This is a genomic window from Blautia sp. MSK18_10 (assembly GCF_020553185.1).
GTDB lineage: Bacteria > Bacillota > Clostridia > Lachnospirales > Lachnospiraceae > Blautia_A > Blautia_A wexlerae.
In genome coordinates, this window is sequence record NZ_JAJCGT010000114.1 from 1 (window position 1) to 887 (window position 887).

The 887-nt window shown below is 39.5% G+C and carries 1 pseudogene; it reads right to left on the bottom strand.

Annotated elements, in window-relative coordinates:
- Nucleotides 1-32: 32 nt before the first annotated feature.
- A pseudogene (locus LI074_RS17050) lies at nt 33-796 on the bottom strand (IS5 family transposase).
- Nucleotides 797-887: the final 91 nt, after the last annotated feature.

Genomic DNA, 887 nt, shown 5'->3' on the forward strand with positions numbered 1-887 from the left:
CTAGAGCGTGTCTGAAAAACATTTTAAATTGTTTATTTTAACCAAATTAATATTGAGGCGATACAAATAAATCCCAAGTAGGTTGCAGCTAATTTGTCATAACGTGTAGCGATTCGTCGGAATGCTTTTAATTTCAGAAAATACTTTTCTACTAAATGGCGTTCTTTGTATAACCACCAATCACAATGACGTTCAAATTTAGCTCCCTTTCGGGATGGAATGGTTGGCTCTCCACCGCGGGCGTACACATAATCAAGTAATTTATTACTGTCGTATCCTCGGTCAGCTAACACATTGCTTCCGTTTATTTCAATTTGATCGAGCAAAGGGATTGCATAATTGATATCATTACGCTGTCCCTCACTGATCATTAAATAAACTGGATATCCATAGGCATCTACTGCCGCATGGATTTTGGTGCTGGCTCCTCCACGGCTATGCCCGATTTCATTTGAAGGCCCCCTTTTTTTGCACCGGCACTATGCTGGTGCGCCTGGATAATAGAAGCATCAATGGATAATTCTTCCAATTCTGCTTCAAGACTTAAAATACGGAAAATATTATCAAGGATACCATCATCGATCCATTTTCGGAATCGGCTATAGACAGTTTTCCATGAACCATAACGTTCAGGAAGATCGCGCCAAGGTGCCCCACTACGTGCAAGCCATACAATTCCATTCATAATGATACGATTGTCTTTCCTTGGACGTCCTTGTTTTCCAGTATTTTCAGGAGGTAATAAAGGTTCAATGCGAAGCCATTCTTCATCAGTCAACTCATATCGTCTCAACATAGTGAACACCCCTTTTTCTTTATTTTATCATGAAAAAGGGAAATAAAACATGCGTTTTGTGCAATTTTTATTTTTCAGACACGCTCTAGAG